The organism is Desulfococcus multivorans, from assembly GCF_001854245.1.
Taxonomy (GTDB): Bacteria; Desulfobacterota; Desulfobacteria; order Desulfobacterales; family Desulfococcaceae; genus Desulfococcus; species Desulfococcus multivorans.
This window is the reverse complement of sequence record NZ_CP015381.1, coordinates 2035709-2052737: the sequence shown is the minus strand read 5'-3', so window position 1 is coordinate 2052737 and position 17029 is coordinate 2035709. Positions and strand designations below refer to the sequence as shown.

The window sequence follows — 17029 nt, the reverse complement described above, 5'->3', positions numbered from 1 at the left end:
GCGTTTTTTCATTGGATCCCCTGCTCCAGGTGTTGAAGAAAGGGTGCTGTCCATGTAATTTTCTACCGTCGCTTCAACATTACCCTTACCCGTCGCGGTATAGGCGACTCCCGGAAAAGGAGCCCTGTCATCGCCACCAGCATCATCAGCATTATTGTTTCCATCATCAGCTCCTTTCTTCTGTTTTGTTCTTTAAATTTCGGTACCTTTGGGGTTATCAGACATGTAACCTCAACTTATGAAAAAATTAAGACCGTTTTTCAGATTGTACAGCGAAAAATTGGGCCGTTACTGTTGTCGAATCTCGGCATCCAGGTCGATGCCGTATTTTTTGATACGTTTCCAGATTGTTACCCGGCTGACCTTCAGCCGTCTGGCCGCCTCCGACTGGTTGCCCCCGGTCATTCTGAGGGTATGCACCAGCAGCTCCCGCGCCGCGGCGTCTGCCGTCGTGGCCGTTGCGTCATCGTCCCGGACCGCCGAAAGACCGTTCATCCGGGATATTTTTGGCGGCAGATGCTCACGCCCGATCCACTCCCCGGGACAGAGCACATATGCATATTCCACGGCATTGCGGAGTTCCCGGACGTTTCCCGGCCACGAATACGCCAACAGGGCTTCCATGGCCCCGGGTGTAAGGCCCGATATCCTTTTCCCGGCTTTCGCACCCTGCTGGTCGATGAAGCTCTTGACAATCAGGGGGATGTCATCCGGTCGTTCGGCCAGGGATGGACAGTGAATGGGAAACACATTGATGCGGAAAAAAAGGTCCTCCCGAAACGCCCCCTGCCGAATCAATTCCTCCAGGTCCCTGTTGGTTGCGGTGATGATGCGGACGTCGACGGGAATAGGCTGGTGATCCCCCACGCGTTCGATCTCGCGTTCTTCCAGAACCCTCAGCAGCTTTACCTGGGTGGTCAACGGAATATCGCCGATTTCGTCCAACAGGATCGTTCCGCCGTGGGCAGCCTCGAATCGGCCGATTCGGGATCGCTCCGCTCCCGTGTATGCCCCCTTGACGTGACCGAAAAGCTCGCTTTCGAGCAGATTCTCATTAAGGGCCGCGCAGTTGACCTTGATGAAAGGCCCCTCTTTTCTGACGCTGGTGTCGTGGATGGCCCGCGCCACGAGTTCCTTTCCCGTACCGCTCTCTCCCAAAACGAGTACGGGAGCGTCCGACCGGGCCACGCTCTCGATGAGTTCGAAGAGGCGCTGAATCTTCAGCGACTCCCCGATGATACCGTGATAGCCCGCGTCCAGGCGGCAGCTCTTGCGAAGGGCGGCGATCTCCTGCTGCTGCCGGATGAAACGGCTCATGTCCTTGAGGGTTTCCACAGCGCCGATCACGCGGCCGTCCGCATCCTTGAGAACCCTGGCGCTCTTGAGGATGTGGACGGATCTCCGGCTCCGGTCGGTTATCGTACACTGTTTGATGGAGACCTGCCCGCGGTCGAAGAGCCCGCACCACGTTTCCCCCGCACCACGGCCCTTGATTTCGCACCCCGTGCACCCGAGTATCCGGCACGACCGGCCTACGAGCTCTTCGGGGGCATACCCCGTCAGATCCGCTGCGGCGGGATTGACGAATACGATCGTTCCCCCGGGATCCACGACGATAAGGCCGTCCTGAAGCGTCTCCACCACCGTCTTCCAGTGTTTTGACAGGTCCATCCCATTTTCCCCCATACGATACGATAAAGCTGTTGATTCAATCTCCGGATTTCAGCGGCCGGTGCCGAGAGAGCATGTCCGTCCTTTGTCGACACCGTTTTCCGCTCCCCATGACGACAGCAGCGTTGAAGTGTTAAGTTAACACTATTAACATTCATTAATAATCCTTTGATAGATGTCAACCTTCATTTTTTTTTTGTGGTGAATTTAACAACTTGAAAACCGGAAAAAGCGATATAAAACGGCATGATTGTTGCTTTAATCAAATGTGACAGGATTGGAGGCTGAAGGGGGATAAGTACCCCGTTCGTCACAAACGCACCCCTTCAGGCGATATATAGCCATTGGAGACTGAAAAGGCATAAACACTCCGTTCGCCCCGGGCGCACCCCTTCAGCCTTCAGCCTATAGCCTTCAGCCTTTAACCCAGGTTGATACAGACCAGAAACCCGATGGAGGTGGAGATGACCCACAAATACATGAACTCTTTCAGCCCTTTGAACCGGCGGCTGACAATCGCATGGATCGGCCTGGCATTCCTCGCCGTCGCGACGGTCGGCTACGCTGATATCGGCGCCGGGAAAGACCGGGCGCCGGGAAGGACTATGGCCCGGCAGGCCCTGTCTCACCAGGAGATATGGATCACGGCGGACCACACCAAGCATGATATTCTAAAACAGGAATTTCATTCCGGCGAGGAGGTGACGCAGGCATGCCTCACCTGTCACTCGGAAGCGGCATCCCAGTTCCATAAAACCATCCACTGGACATGGCTCGATCCCAACGTCCCCAAGGCGCAGCAGATCGGCAAGGCCGGTCACTCCATCAACAATTTCTGCATCAGCATACACGGCAACGAACCCCGCTGCACGTCGTGCCATGCCGGGTATGGATGGAAGGACAAGACTTTCGATTTCACGGACCAGACCAAGGTCGACTGCCTGGTCTGCCACGAACAGACCGGAACCTACGAGAAATTTCCGACCGCCGCCGGCAACGTAGTTGCCGAGGCCACCGTTTTCAAGGAAAACGGAAAAACCTACCTGCCGCCCGACTGGAACAAGGTCGCCCAGAGCGTGGGACGCCCCACCCGAAAAAACTGCGGTACCTGTCATTTCACGGGCGGCGGCGGGGACGGCGTCAAGCACGGCGACCTCGACACCTCTCTCATCAAGCCCAACAAGGCCCTCGATGTCCACATGGGTCTCGACGGGCAGAATTTCGACTGCGTCCGATGCCACACCACGATCCTGCACAACATCGCCGGGCGCACCTATGCGACTCCGGCGGCCAGGGACCGTAAAAGCCTGGTGGAGGACGACCTGACGTCCAAGATCACGTGCGAGTCCTGCCATACCGACACACCCCACGCCGCCGGATCCAAGCCCAACGACCACACCGACAAGGTCGCCTGCCAGAGCTGCCATATCCCCGAGTTCGCACGGGTCAATCCCACCAAAATGTTCTGGGACTGGTCCACGGCCGGCAGGAAAAAAGAGGGCAAACCCTACAAGGAGAAGGGTCCCCTTGGGAAAGCGGCCTACGACACAAAGAAGGGTGATTTCGTGTGGGCCAAAAATGTCGTCCCCGAATATTTCTGGTTCAACGGCTCCATCAGTTCCATCACGGCCAGGGACATGATCGACCCGAGTCGAACGGTTCAAATCAACTGGCCCGTGGGAAGCAGGGAGGATGCCAATGCCCGGATATTCCCCTTCAAGGTTCACCAGGGGAAGCAGCCCTATGACAAGGTCAATAAAACCCTTTTGATTCCGCATCTTTTCGGGAAACCGGGCAGCGACGCTTACTGGGCCGCCTACGACTGGAAACGCGCTCTCGAAAGCGGCATGCGCCACGCAGGCTTGCCCTACAGCGGTGAATTCGACTTCGTCGAAACCAGCTATGTCTATCCAACCACCCACATGGTGGCGCCCAGGAGCGAAACCGTATCCTGCAGGGAATGCCACGTCCGGGAAGGCAGCCGGCTTGCAAATCTTTCCGGCTTCCACATGCCCGCGCGGGACACGTTCAGAGTGATTGACACCGTGGGATGGGGGGTGGTTCTGGTTTCCCTCATCGGTGTGATGCTTCACGGTTTCGGCAGGGTCTTCACTCACGCAAAACGCCGACCGAATTCGAAATAGGCCCCTTTGCACGAAAAGGAGAGACGAGACATGAGCGATACCCCGTTAAAAAACATCTATCTCTATACCCGCTACGAACGCTTCTGGCACTGGCTTCAGGCGACGTTGATCCTGATCCTTCTGGTCACGGGCTTCGAGGTCAACGGAACGATCTCCCTTCTGGGGTTCGAGACCGCCGTCCGCATCCATAACGTCACCGGCATCACCTGGTTGATCGCCTTTGCCTTCTTTGCCTTCTGGGTGTTTACCACCGGGGAATGGAAACAGTATATCCCCACCACCCGAAAGATGATCGCCGTCGTCCGGTATTACGGCTACGGCATCTTCCGGGGGGAATCCCATCCGGTTCCCAAGCGGAAGGAGGCCAAGCACAACCCCTTGCAGCGACTGACCTACCTCTCTCTGGCGGCCCTGCTGCTCCCCCTCCAGATGTTGACGGGAATTCTATACTGGTCTTATAATTCCTGGGCCGAATACGGTCTGGGCGGCCTGAGCCTTTCTTCGGTAGCCCTGGTCCACACGGCCCTGGCCTTTGCCATTCTGTCGTTTTTCATCGTCCACGTCTACATGACCACCACCGGACACACCATACTGGCCCACACCAAAGCCATGATCACGGGCTGGGAGACCGTGCCGGAAGACGAACATGTGGAGGAATGGGAAAAAAAGGCCGTTTAACCGCCAACCGTCAAAGGCATCCCACCGCAGGCGGATATCCGCCTGCGGTGCCGGAATGCGAAACCATTTCAAAACAGCCGGCGCTTTTCCCGCATTCCCGCCGGTTCGAAAGCACGGCCGCGGTCTTGCGGGTCTCTTCCGAACCCTTCGCCGGAGGATGTTTGGTGCTGCGGTTCAATAAAGGTCGTACCGGGCGGCCCGACCGTCGAGACCGGCGTTGCGCATGGGCTTTTTCCAGGTGGGCTTGAGCCCGATCTTCTTGATCATCTCCCGGTTGCCGAAATAGATGAGCGCCGTCGATCCTTTGCAGCGTTGCTTCAAAAAATCTCCGAATGCCTTGAAGAAAAGGCCGAGGTCGGCCTCCGGCTTCATGCGGATGCCGTAGGGAGGGTTGCAGAGGATGGTTCGGTTTTCGAGGCTGGAAAGATCGTTGTAATCCCGGTGATGGACACGGATTCTGTCGCCGCCGGGCAAGAGGCTGCAATTGATCCGGGCGGCCCTGACGGCGGATTTGTCATTGTCGCCGCCGCTGACGAGACCCTCCTTCAGGGGAATCATGCCGTCATCGGCGGCACGCTTGACCCGGTTCCAAAGGGAGGCCTTGAAATCAGGCAGATACTGAAACCCGAAACGGGGTCTCAGAAATCCCGAGGGGATCCTGCAGATCGCCATCATGGCCTCGCAAAGGAGGGTGCCGGAGCCGCACATGGGGTCGTGAAGCGGCCGTTCACCCCGCCATTCGGAGAGCGCCGCCATTGCAGCGGCAAGGGTTTCCCGCATCGGGGCCTCCACGGTTTCCCGCCGATATCCCCGCCGATGCAGCGATCCCCCCGAGGTGTCGAGGCTGATGATCCCCTTCTCCCCCTCGACAAACAGGTTGAGCCACACCCCGGGGTTTAAGGGATCGACGTTGGGACGTTTGCCGGTCCGGCTTCGGAAGCCGTCGGCCACCGCGTCCTTCAGGCAGAGAGCCGCGAACCTGGAGTGACGGAGCCGTTCGTTTCCGGAGACGTTGGCAAATATCCCGAAGGTCTCCTCCAGGGGAAAAAAAACGCCCCAGTCGACGGACCGCCCGGCCCGATATAGGTCCTCACGGTCCCGGCAACGAAAAGAAACGAGAGGCGCCAGGATTCGCGACACGAGCCTGGCATTGTAGTTGATGTGGTAGAGCACTGCCGGGTCGGCGTTGAAATGAACGCCCCGGTACCCGATCTCGGCGGATGAGGCGCCGAGCGCCGTCAGCTCCCTTGCCGCGAGGGCCTCGATTCCGCCGGCAACCTGGGCGAAATAGCGCCTGTTTTTCTGGTATTCAAACAAAACACATCCTATCTTTTTATCTGCCTCAGGGATTCACCCCTCAATCTCCTGAAGCCGTTTTATATCAAAAGATCGGGTCAAGCCCAAGCATTAGATTCACAAGCGCTCCCCACCGCCCGATGCAACCGGTTTACCCGGAACACCAACATGAATTTCAGCAACATCCATCTTGACACCTCCTGATTTTGATGCCAATTATCCTCCCATCCCCCGATTTGAACACATCGCAGGCATTTATTTTTATTATGACTCAACCTTCGACTCTCATGACGGTGACCGGAAAGCGGTGCCGATGAAAGTCGAAGGTTGAGTTTTATGAAGTGAGTTGCAATGACATCGTTATCCACTGCCGGGCTCGTCAACAATGTCGCATTGCTCCTGGCAATGATTCTGATTTACGACATCGTTTTTTTAAGACATATCCAATCTGAATCCTTTCCGAAACAAGTTTTTCTCGGCGCCATTCTTGGGGTCATCGGTGTCGGCATCATGATGAATCCGGTGGAATTTCTTCCCGGAATCATTTTTGACACCCGATCGGTACTGCTGTGCATCACAGGGTTTTTCTTTGGAACGGTCCCGACGGTGATCGCCGTCTCGATAACCGGGGGATACCGGGTGGTTCTCGGGGGCACGGGAACATGGACCGGCATCGCGGTCATCATCACCTCCGGGGCGGTCGGATTGACGTGGCGGCAATGTCGAAAAGGGAATCTGAAAAATGCATCGGTCAGGGAACTCTATCTCCTGGGTATCGTAACCCATATTCTGATGCTGGTGTGCATGTTGACCCTGCCCCAGGCGGTCGCATTCGACGTTATCTCCAGAATCAGCCTGCCGGTGATGCTGGTGCTGCCTTTGGGCGCCGTTCTCATGGGGAGGCTGTTGATCAACCGCCTCGACCGCATCCAGGCGGCCAGTGCCCTGGAACTGAGCGAGGCGAAATACCGGGATATCCTGGAAAATGCCGTGGAGGGTTTTTTTCAAAGCACCCCTGAGGGCCGGTTTCTGGCGGTCAACCCGTCCTTTTCCCGGATGTTCGGATACGAATCCCCCGAAGCCATGATTGCCGACATCTCCGATATATCGCGTCAGTGTTACATCGATCCCGAGGAACGCCGTCGATGGCAGCGGGAGATGACGAAAAACGGAAAAATCGAAAATTTCGAGTTCAGAGCGAAACGCAAGGACGGTTCGGAGATCTGGCTGTCCGACAGCAGTCGCGCGATTTACGGGCCGGACGGGCATATCCTTCTCTACGAAGGCAACGTCAGCGACATATCTGATCGCAAAAAGAACGAAGAATACTACAGGCAGATAATCGAGAGCTCCATTGACGGCTTCATGATCGTCGATCAGGACGGGTACATCCTCGATGTCAACGACGCCTACTGCAAGCTCGTCGGATACGACCGGAACGCGATGCTGAAGATGTCTGTCGACCGGATCGAGGCGATGGAATCCGCGTCGGATGTAGAGCGACGCATCAAAGAGATCACGGCACTCGGCCGCGGCAGGTTCGAAACGCGGCATCGCTGCAAGAGCGGCCGGATCCTCGACGTCGAAACCAGCACCACCTTTTCGGAAAAAAACGGCGGCATCTTCTTTTCATTCATCCGGGACATCACCCATCAGAAGCAGCATGAATCCGAACAGGAGATCACGCTTCACCTGCTCCAGGCCCTGCATCAGGACAACAGCCTGGAAACGCTCATTCGGAACGTCATCACCCTGATGGCCGATGGGTCGGGCTGCGATGCCGTGGGGATTCGCATTCGAAAAGGCGATGATTACCCCTATTTTGAAACCAGAGGGTTCCTTCCGGATTTCGTCGAAGCTGAATCACGGCTTTGCCGATTGGATGCAAACGGAAAACCGATCCTCGACGGCTCGGGAAATCCCCTGCTGGAATGCATGTGCGGAAACGTCATCCACGGCCGGTTCGATCCGGCGCTGCCCTTTTTCACTCCGAACGGCAGTTTCTGGACCAACAGCACCACGGCGCTTCTGGCATCCTCTACTGAAGCGGAACGGCAAAGCCGAACACGAAACCGATGCAATGGGGAGGGATACGAATCGGTGGCCTTGATTCCCCTGCGGGCGGGAAACCAGAGCCTGGGGCTGCTCCAATTCAACGACAGGCATCCAAATAAATTCAACGAAAAGCAGATCCGATTGTTTGAACGGTTGGCCTCAAGCCTTGCCATCGGGATCTCACACCGCATTACCGCCTCGAAATTGAGGGAACGCAATCAGATCCTTTCCGCCGTTCTCGACCACACCCACATCATGGCCGCGATGCTGGACACCCGGTTCAATTTCATATGGGTCAACTCGGCATACGCTGAAAAGGACCGCCGGGATGCCGCGTTTTATCCGGGCAGAAACCATTTCGATCTTTATCCTCACGAGGAGAACCAACGGATATTCCAGAGCGTCGTGGATACCGGAACCGCTTTCTTCACGACGGCCAGGCCCTTTGAATATCCGGGACAACCCGACCGCGGGGTGACCTATTGGGACTGGAGCCTGATCCCCGTAAAAGACGACAACGAGAACACGACCGGACTGGTGTTCACCCTGGTGGATGTGACCGAACAGGTCCGGGCCGGCGAAGCTTTACGGGAAAGCGAGGAGCGGTATCGCGCCTTTTTCGAAAAGGGGCCTGACGGCGTGGTGATCATCGATCCTGATGTCGCCGGGCCCATTGACTTCAATGATCAGGTCTGTCGCCAGCTGGGGTATTCGCGGAAGGAGTTCGCGATGCTGACGCTCCATGACATCGACGGCATCGAGACCCGGGACGACACCCGGAAACGCATCCGTAATGTGATGGACAAGGGACATGACGATTTCGACACCCTCCAGCGCACCAAACAGGGTGAACTCAGGAACGTTCATGTAACGGCCCAGGTGATCGAGGTGGGGGGACGTCCTGTTTACCACTGCATCTGGCGAGACATCACCGAACGGAAAAGAATGGAGGAAGAGCTTTTAAAAACGCAGAAACTGGAATCCGTGGGAATGCTTGCCGGCGGCATCGCGCACGATTTCAACAACATTCTGACGACCATCATCGGAAACACCGCCCTGGCCAAGGACCACGCCGCGCCGGAGAGCGAACTCTTTGATCTGCTCAATGAAATCGAGACGACCTCGACCCGCGCCCGGACACTCACCCGGCAATTGCTGACCTTTGCCAAGGGGGGCGCGCCGGTAAAGGATACCGTCTCCATCAAGGAGCTCATTCGGGAATCCGCCGCCTTTGTGCTGCGCGGCTCAAAAACATTATGTGAGTATTTCATCGCCAAGGACCTCTGGCCGGTCGAGATCGACGTCGGGCAGATGAACCAGGTCATTCACAATATCGTCATCAATGCCAACCAGGCCATGCCGGACGGCGGGATCCTTCATGTCAGGGCCGAAAATCTTATGATCGGCGAGAAGGATGGACTGCCGGTACTGCCGGGCCGGTATATCCGGATATCCATCTCGGATCAGGGCGTCGGTATCGCCGAAAAGCACCTTTTCAAAATATTTGATCCCTATTTTACCACGAAGCATGAAGGCAGCGGCCTGGGCCTGGCCACGAGTTACGCCGTCGTCAAAAAGCACGGCGGATACATCACCGCCGAATCCGAACTGGGGAAAGGGAGTACCTTCCATATCTATTTACCGGCTTCGGACAAATCGATCCCCTCAAAGACCCCTTTCGCGCTGCTCAGAAACCAGGGAAAAATTCTGATCATGGACGATGAAGCCGCTCTCCGGAAAATAATCGGTCGAATGCTGCAAAGATTGGGGTACGAGCCGGACTTCGCCACGGACGGCGCCGAAGTGATCGGAAAATATCAAACGGCCATGGCATCCGAATCCCCTTATGATGCCGTTATCCTCGACATGACCATACCCGGCGGCATGGGTGGAAAGGAAGCCGTCAGGCGGTTGCTGGAGATGGATCCCGGCGTCAAAGCCATAGTTTTCAGCGGCTATTCCGACGACCCGGTCTTGTCGAACTTTCGGGATTACGGCTTTGTGGGAATGATGCCCAAGCCTTTTGAATTCCAGACCCTGAGCCATGTGCTTGACAACGTCCTCAACAACCCGGCGTCAAAAAGGCCTTGACGCCGTTCCAAAGATCCGATATGAAGGATGATCATTTTTAGATGATTAGACAGGTGAGTGATGATCGTGATAAGGACCGACAGACAAATACACTGGTGGTGGCGGCTCAACAACCCCCGAGGGTGGGCCGACCGATTCACGAGCATCTGACACCGAACGTACCATAAGATTCCATGAACCGCAGGCCGCCCGGCCTGCGGTTCTTCTGTATAGAAAGGGCTGCGGGATAACACCACCGCAGCCCTTTTTTTCTTTGACAAACCAGGGAGGAAACCGGCATGTTGATTGTAATGGAAAAAACCGCGACACCGGAGCAGATCGAAAATGTCGTCAGCATCATTGAACAAAAAGGATACACCCCCCGACCGATTCCCGGGGGTGAGCGGGTGGCCATCGGCGTGCTTCGAAACAAGGGGCCGGTGGATGCCGCGCTGTTTCTGGGAATTCCCGGCGTGAAGGACACCGTCCCCATCACGCGCCCCTATAAGCTCGTCAGTCGGGAAACCCAGCCCGAAGACACCATCGTCACCGTTGGTGATGTCGCGATCGGCAACGGCCGGCTCACACTCATGGCAGGCCCCTGCGCCATCGAAAGCGAGCTGCAGGCCCTCACCATCGCCGAAAAGGTCAAGGCCGCCGGCGCTCACATCTTCCGGGGCGGCGCCTTCAAACCCCGGACATCTCCCTACGCCTTCCAGGGCATGGGCGAGGAAGGCCTCAAGATCATGGCCAGGGTGCGCGAAGTCACCGGCATGCCCATCGTCACGGAGGTGATGGATGATCAGACCTTCGATCTCGTGGAGGCCTATGCCGACATCATCCAGATCGGCACCCGGAACATGCAGAATTTCAGCCTCCTCAAGCGGGCCGGTCGGTCCCGGAAGCCAATTTTCCTGAAGCGCGGCCTCGCCGCCACCATCGACGAATGGCTCATGGCCGCGGAATACATCCTCGAAGGCGGAAATACGCAGGTCATTCTCTGCGAGCGGGGGGTGCGCACCTTTGTCAACCACAGCCGGAATACGCTGGACGTCTCGGCCGTGCCCGTGGTGAGAAAGGAAAGCCACCTACCCATCATCATCGATCCCAGCCACGCCGGAGGCCGCCGCGACCAGGTCATCCCGCTCAGCCGGGCGGCGGTGGCCGTAGGCGCCCACGGCCTCATGGTGGAGGTCCACCATGAACCGGACAAGGCGATGAGCGACGGGGCCCAGTCTCTCTATCCCGAGCAGTTCGTATCGCTCTGCCGGCAGGTCGACGCCATCTTCAGGATCCTCCAAAACGGCACGGATGCGATTTGAACCGCCAACCTGTTTTTTCCACTCCCGGCCCTACCCTCTCGCGTTGGGGAAGGGCACTGAAGCCAATCGTAATTCACGGCCGTTCAAGGCCTGTATTGAAAAAAACATGAATACTTCGGGCAACGTCTACCCCAGCGCCGTGGCCGCAGCCTGGATGAGATCCAGGAGGGGCGTGGGGTAGATGCCCAGGATCACAATGGCGGCGACAAGGGTGCCGGCAAGGATTTTGGCGCCGGGCATGGCGGGAAGCGGGCCCGCTCCTTCCGGGGGATCGAGGAGATAGGCCGCCCGGACGACGAGGAGATAATAGTACAGAGAGATCACGACGTTGAACATGGCGATGAGGACCAGGGCGAAATAGCCTTTCTCCATTGCCGCCACAAAGATGAGGAGCTTGCCCGTGAACCCGATGGTCGGCGGAATGCCGGCCAACCCGAACAGCGCCGTCATGAGCGCCAGGGCCATGATCGGGGACCGGCGGTGAAGTCCGGCAAGGCGGTCGATATCAATGTTTTCGCCGTCAAAGGCCGTCTGGATCACCACCAGAAAACAGGTGAATTTGAGGAGCAGTACCGTGACCGCGTAGAACATGGCACTGACGTTGCCTTCCGGACTGATGCAGAGAATCCCCACCAGTACATAGCCGGCATGGGCGATGCTGGAAAATGCGAGAAGGCGTTTGAGATCCTTCTGGGCGATCGCGGTGAGGTTTCCCACGGTCATGGAGATGATGGCCAGGACGGCCAGGAAATGTACGAGGTGGGTACTCTCTCCTCCGCTGAGGGCAACCATTCGGAGCAGTACGGCGATTACGGCGACCTTCGAGGCGGTGGAGATATAGGCCGCCACCTGGTGGGCCGCGCCCTCGTAGACGTCCGGCGCCCAGAAATGAAACGGAAAGACCGCCATCTTGAAGAGGAATCCCGAAAGCGAAAGAGCGAGCCCCAGAATGACCTCCGGCTGATGGATCACGCCGGGAATGACCTCTACCATGACCCGGAAGTAAGCGGCGTTGGTCGCCCCGTAGAGCAGGGCCAGACCCAGAAGCATGGTGGCCGATGCCGACGCCCCGATGAGGAAGAACTTCATGCCCGAGGCCACACCCTGATCACGCCCTTTTCTCAGAAAAACAAGGATATACAGACTGTAACTCGACAGTTCCAGGGCCACGTAAAGTGTCAATATATGGACGGCGCTCACCAGCATCATCATGGCCAGGGTGCAGATGCTGAGGAGCATGTAGTATTCCGGATGATACCGGTGTTCGATGCCGGAAAGGCCCGAGCTGATAAAGACCACGAGGAAAAGCCCCATGAGCAGCAGGGACTTGAAGACCTGGGAGAAGAGATCGACACGGTAGGTGCCGTGAAACAGCTCGCCCGCCGCATATAGCCCGGCAAGGGAGATGCACACGGCCAGGCCGGTCAGGGCGACCGCCACGATGTAATCCCGCCGGGCATCCGTCGGCGCCATGGCCAGAAACAGGAACACCAGCGCCGTTACCAGGCAGCAGATTTCAGGGCTGAAAATCATCCAGTTCATTATGGCAACCTATGAAGAAATGGGATTGTCGCCGTCCGGATCACGTCAAGCATGAGGGACGGGAAAAGGCCGAAGAGCACGATGACCGACACCAGGATCATCCGGGGAATGCCCAGAGTGAAGGATACGTCCGTCAGATGGGCGAATTTTTCGTTCTTCGGGCCGTAGCAGGTTCGCTGAACGACGCGGAGCATGAAGAGCGCGCTCACCACCAGCCCCGAAACGGCGAGGATACCGTACACGGGGTAGACCTTGAACGACGAGATAAAGACCAGAAGTTCGGCCCAGAAGCTGGCCAGACAGGGCACCCCGATGCCCGTCAGGGCCGCGATGATGAAATAGGTGGTCGCCACGGGCATCACCCGCCCCAGCCCCCCGAGTTCCGCGATGATCTTGGTGTGGGTCCGGTCGTAGATATACCCGACCGACGAGAAGAAGAGCGCCGTCATCACCCCGTGGGCGAACATCTGGAACACCGCGCCGTTGATGCCGTCAGCGGTCATGGTGGCGAGGCCCAACCCCACAATCCCCATGTGGGAAACGCTGGAGTAGCCGATGCAGTACTTGAGGTCGGTCTGGCTGAGGCCCACAAAGGCGCCGTAGACGATCCCCACGGTGGCCAGCAGCGCCATGAGCGGCGCCCAGAACTGCCACCCCTCGGGGCACAGGAACATCCCCACCCGAAGCACGCCGAAAGCGCCGATCTTCATGAGCACCCCGGCATGGATCATGCTCACCGCCGTGGGCGCGGCCACGTGACCCACCGGCGACCAGGTATGGAACGGCCATACGCCCGCCAGGATCCCGAATCCGATGTAGAGCAGCAGAAAGGCGAACTTCTGAACCCCCGGGCCGAGGGTCCCTTCGGCGCTCAATGCCACCAGGTCGAAGGTTCCCATTCCCGCCTGAACCACCAGGTAAACGATGGCCGGCAGGATCAGGGCGCTTCCGGCCAGGAGATAGAGGGTCAGCTTCATGGCGGCGTATTCCTTGCGGGTGCTGCCCCATACCGCGATCAGGAGATACATGGGAAAAAGGGAGACATCGAACCAGACGAAGATAAAAAAGAGATCGAGGGCCATGAACATGCCGAAGACACCCGTCACCAGGAGAAACACAAGGGCGAAAAACTCCTTGACCCGGTGCTCCAGCTCCCACATGGTCAGAACGCCTGTAAAGAAGACGATGCCGGTCAGAAGCAGCATCGGCAGACTGAATCCGTCGGCGCCGTTATAGTAGGAGATGCCCAGCCGGGGAATCCACGCCATACGCTCGACGAACTGGAAACCGCCCAGGTCCTGATCGTAGGCCGCGAACAGGTAGACCGAGAGGATCAGGGTCACGCCGGAAAAGCCCGCGCTGACCCACTTGATCTCGCGGGTCCGGTGTCCGGGCAGCACCATGATCACGAGGAGCCCCACCAGGCAGCTCGTGAGGATGGCGGAGAGAAATGGAAATTCGGCTAACTCCGTATGCATCAGATCATCACCCTAAAAGAAGAAGTAAATTGCCAGCATGAATATCACGGCGAACATCACCATCAGTTTGTACTGGATCATACCCAGGTGAAGGCCGGCCAGAAGACGTCCGCCTGCCGCAGCGCTCTTTCCGATACCGTCGACGACGCCGTCGATCACCCGCCGGTCGTTCTCGGTGCAGTTCCTCGAGATGCCGGCGTAAATGACGGTATCCAGGAATTTTCGGTAGAACCGATCGATATACCATCGCTCGGCGAAGAGCTCAAAAAGCGGTGGAATCCGTTCGACAAAACCCTCCTGAGCCGCGCCCCGCCGACCAAACTCGATCCAGGCGAGAGCAAGACCCGAGAAGGCGGCGCCCAGGGCGGCGTAGAGAAGCCGGCCGTGGTGGGCTTCCACGTGGACCTTGCCGTAGCCAAGAAAGCGCGCCAGTTCGAGGTTGAAAAAGCCCAGGACAACGGTGACGGCAGCCAGGATCAGCAACGGCCCCGCCATGAACCGGTGTTCGGCGGAATCTTCTCCGCGGGCTTTCCGGGACGCGTTCCGGGGGGAGAGAATGACGAATATCAGGCGAAAGGTGTAATAGGCGGTCAGGAATGCACCGAAAAGCCCCATCCACAGCCATACGGGATTGCTGTGGGCCGCCAGAGCGCTCATAATCGCCTCCTTGCTGAAAAAGCCCGAAAACGGCGGGAGACCCGACAGCGCAGCGGCGGCGATCACCATGCAGAGCATAGGCACCCGGAGGGACCGGCCGCCGGCCTCTCCGATCTCGAACATGTCGTTGGTGTGAAAGGCGTGGATAAAAACGCCCGAGCAGAGGAAGAGCAGGGCTTTGAATCCCGCGTGGGTGGCGAGGTGGAAGACGCCGGCGAAATACCCCCCGGCCCCAAGGCCCATGATCATGAAACCCAGTTGACTGATGGTGGAATAGGCCCACACCTGCTTGATGTCCCGGCTGACCATGGCCATGGTCGACGACAGCAGCATGCTCACGGTTCCGACCAGGAGGCAGACGGTCATGGCCGTGGGCGACAGGCTGAAGAAGGGATGGATCCGCGCGAAGAGGAAGACACCGGCGGCCACCATCGTCGCCGAGTGAAGCAGCGCGCTTACCGGGGTCGGACCCTCCATGGCGTCCGGCAGCCACGTCAGCAGCGGAAACTGGGCGCTTTTGCCGATCACCCCTCCGAAGACCAGGAGCGCCGCCGTGGTGATCATGGCCGGCGACATGGCCGCGGCCGCCTCCGGACCGTTGATCTGGCGGATATTGACGTTGCCCAGGTGGAGCAGGATCAGGATGATGCCCATGAAAAGGGCCACGTCGCCCAGCCGCGTCATGACGAAGGCCTTCTTGCCGGCCGTGCTCGCGCTGAACTTTTCGAACCAGAACCCGATCAGCAGGTACGAGGCCAGTCCCACCAGTTCCCAGAAGATATAGAGCTGCAGCAGGGTCGCGGAGAGGGTGAGGGTGATCATGGCCCAGGCAAAGAGGGACATGCACCCGTAATACCGTCCGAATCCGGGATCTCCGGCCATGTACCCCAGCGAATAGATTTGTACCAGAAAGCAGATGACGGTGACAATGACCAGCATCAGCAGGCTCAGGGGATCGATCAGAAAACCGAATGGGACCGACACGTCGCCGGACACCGCCCAGGATACGGACCACTCGACCGGCGCCGTCATACCCCAATGGCGCACCACAAGGATCCCGCCGGCGACCAGGGATCCGGAAACGGCGGCAATGGAGATGCACGCCGCCCATTTCGGTTTTTTGAGGAAAAAAACCATGATCGTTCCGAAAGCGAGAAGCGGCAAAAGGGACGCTGTCGCTGCCGCCCAGAAGGCGGTGGTGGACAGGGTGTTTGCGGTCTGTATGGCAGTCATCATGATAGGCGCTCCGGTCATTTCATGCATTACCTGGGGTCAGTCGATCCGGCAGGCATCGGTTTCGATGCATCCGGCATCCACGGTGCCCGTCCGCCGATAGATCCAGACAATGAGCCCCAGTCCGATTGAAACCTCGGCAGCGGCCACCGCGATGATGAAAATCGCCATGGCCTGACCGTCCAGGTGCCGCCACTGGAGGGCGGACCCCACAAAAGCCACGGCCGAAGCATTCAGCATAATCTCGAGCCCGAGCACCATCATGATCAGGTTGCGTCGGGTCACCAGGCAGAACATCCCTGTGAGAAAAAGGAGGCCGGCCAGAATCAGAACATGATGATACGGTACGATCATGGCCTCACCTCCCCTTCCCGCTCCGGCTTCTTTCCGGCGTCTTTGCCCAGTCTCAGTACGCCTACCAGGGCGATCAGCAGCAGCATGGAGACGATCTCGACGGCCAGCCAGTGGCGCTGAAACAAAAACTGACCGAAGGTTGACGGGTCGACGGCGGCGGCTGTCATGGGTGCTGTTCCCGTCGTGTCGGCGGTGATGAGCAGCACCAGAACCAGCCCGTAGACGAAACAGACTCCCATGGCCGGAAGCCACTGCCTGAGTGGAAACAACCGTTCCTCAATCCCCTCCATTCGAAGCATCATCACGATAAACAGGAAAAGGATCATGATGGCCCCGGCATAGATAATGACTTCAAGGGCGGCCAGAAGCGGCGCTCCGAAGAGATAAAAGAGGAGCGCGCTCCCAAAGAACGAAAAGACCAGGTAGATGACCGCATGAACCAGATTGCGACGACTGACGGCCATGGCCGTCGAAGCCAGGATAACCGCCGCCAGGATATAAAATAGGGTTGAATATATCGTCATGTGAT

At 57.9% G+C, this 17029-nt stretch carries 11 protein-coding genes; 4 read left to right on the top strand and 7 right to left on the bottom strand.

All coding sequences use genetic code 11. The annotated features are described in order from the left end of the window. Positions 1 to 288: 288 nt before the first annotated feature. Positions 289 to 1671, bottom strand: coding sequence for a sigma-54 interaction domain-containing protein (locus tag dmul_RS08950; RefSeq protein ID WP_020876408.1), 1383 nt, complete (start codon positions 1669 to 1671; stop codon positions 289 to 291). A gap of 479 nt (positions 1672 to 2150) precedes the next feature. Here dmul_RS08950 and dmul_RS08945 point away from each other — a divergent pair, with 479 nt between their 5' ends. Beyond that, on the top strand, positions 2151 to 3815 hold the full coding sequence (locus tag dmul_RS08945; RefSeq protein ID WP_144016415.1) for a tetrathionate reductase family octaheme c-type cytochrome: 1665 nt from the start codon (positions 2151 to 2153) through the stop codon (positions 3813 to 3815). Between the two features lie 30 nt (positions 3816 to 3845). After that, entirely contained in the window at positions 3846 to 4493 is a 648-nt protein-coding gene (locus dmul_RS08940) for a cytochrome b/b6 domain-containing protein (protein ID WP_020876410.1), read from the top strand. Between the two features lie 174 nt (positions 4494 to 4667). On the opposite strand, the gene dmul_RS08935 is transcribed toward dmul_RS08940, so the two are convergent. After that, positions 4668 to 5810, bottom strand: a complete 1143-nt coding sequence (locus tag dmul_RS08935) for a THUMP domain-containing class I SAM-dependent RNA methyltransferase (RefSeq protein WP_020876411.1) — start codon at positions 5808 to 5810, stop codon at positions 4668 to 4670. A gap of 330 nt (positions 5811 to 6140) precedes the next feature. Here dmul_RS08935 and dmul_RS19720 point away from each other — a divergent pair, with 330 nt between their 5' ends. Together dmul_RS19720 and aroF are read left to right on the top strand one after the other, a co-directional pair. Further along, a complete protein-coding gene (locus dmul_RS19720) occupies positions 6141 to 9935 on the top strand; it encodes a PAS domain S-box protein (RefSeq protein WP_020876412.1) in 3795 nt (1264 codons plus the stop codon). Positions 9936 to 10213: 278 nt separating this feature from the next. Next, a complete protein-coding gene (gene aroF / locus dmul_RS08925) occupies positions 10214 to 11236 on the top strand; it encodes a 3-deoxy-7-phosphoheptulonate synthase (protein ID WP_020876413.1) in 1023 nt (340 codons plus the stop codon). A 126-nt stretch (positions 11237 to 11362) separates the two neighbouring features. Here the strand turns inward: aroF and dmul_RS08920 are convergent, their stop codons facing one another. The 5 genes from dmul_RS08920 to dmul_RS08900 are packed head-to-tail and all read right to left on the bottom strand — an operon-like array spanning position 11363 to position 17024. Then, entirely contained in the window at positions 11363 to 12778 is a 1416-nt protein-coding gene (locus tag dmul_RS08920; RefSeq protein WP_020876414.1) for an NADH-quinone oxidoreductase subunit N, read from the bottom strand. After that, entirely contained in the window at positions 12778 to 14256 is a 1479-nt protein-coding gene (locus dmul_RS08915) for a complex I subunit 4 family protein (protein WP_020876415.1), read from the bottom strand. Before dmul_RS08915 ends, dmul_RS08920 begins: the two co-directional genes overlap by 1 nt. Before the next feature lie 12 nt (positions 14257 to 14268). After that, positions 14269 to 16149, bottom strand: coding sequence for an NADH-quinone oxidoreductase subunit 5 family protein (locus dmul_RS08910; RefSeq protein WP_020876416.1), 1881 nt, complete (start codon positions 16147 to 16149; stop codon positions 14269 to 14271). 36 nt (positions 16150 to 16185) lie between these two features. Continuing rightward, positions 16186 to 16500 carry an NADH-quinone oxidoreductase subunit NuoK gene (gene nuoK, locus dmul_RS08905; protein WP_020876417.1) on the bottom strand — a complete coding sequence of 105 codons (315 nt, stop codon included), beginning with the start codon at positions 16498 to 16500 and terminating at the stop codon, positions 16186 to 16188. Next, complete coding sequence (locus tag dmul_RS08900) at positions 16497 to 17024, bottom strand: NADH-quinone oxidoreductase subunit J family protein (RefSeq protein WP_020876418.1); 528 nt, start codon at positions 17022 to 17024, stop codon at positions 16497 to 16499. The genes nuoK and dmul_RS08900 overlap by 4 nt, the downstream gene beginning before the upstream one ends. Positions 17025 to 17029: the final 5 nt, after the last annotated feature.